The following is a 623-nucleotide window of genomic DNA, read 5'->3' on the forward strand; positions in this document are numbered from 1 at the left end:
CAAGCGGTGGAGCATGTGGTTTAATTCGATGCAACGCGAAGAACCTTACCTACTCTTGACATCCAGAGAATCTAGCGGAGACGCTGGAGTGCCTTCGGGAACTCTGAGACAGGTGCTGCATGGCTGTCGTCAGCTCGTGTTGTGAAATGTTGGGTTAAGTACCCGCAACGAGCGCAACCCTTATCCTGTTGCCAGCGAGTAATGTCGGGAACTCCAGGGAGACTGCCGGTGATAAACCGGAGGAAGGTGGGGACGACGTCAAGTCATCATGGCCCTTACGAGTAGGGCTACACACGTGCTACAATGGCGCATACAGAGGGCGGCCAACTTGCGAAGTGAGCGATCCCAAAAAGTGCGTCGTAGTCCGGATTGGAGTCTGCAACTCGACTCCATGAAGTCGGAATCGCTAGTAATCGTGGATCAGAATGCCACGGTGAATACGTTCCCGGGCCTTGTACACACCGCCCGTCACACCATGGGAGTGGGCTGCAAAAGAAGTGGGTAGTTTAACCTTCGGGAGGACGCTCACCACTTTGTGGTTCATGACTGGGGTGAAGTCGTAACAAGGTAGCGCTAGGGGAACCTGGCGCTGGATCACCTCCTTATACGATGATTATTGCGAT

Annotated in this window: 1 rRNA gene; it reads left to right on the top strand. The window is 53.9% G+C overall.

The window, feature by feature from the left end:
- A 16S ribosomal RNA gene (locus CIK04_RS31200) occupies nt 1-605 on the top strand; the annotation flags it as partial.
- Nucleotides 606-623: the final 18 nt, after the last annotated feature.

The organism is Vibrio sp. 03_296 (assembly GCF_002265885.1).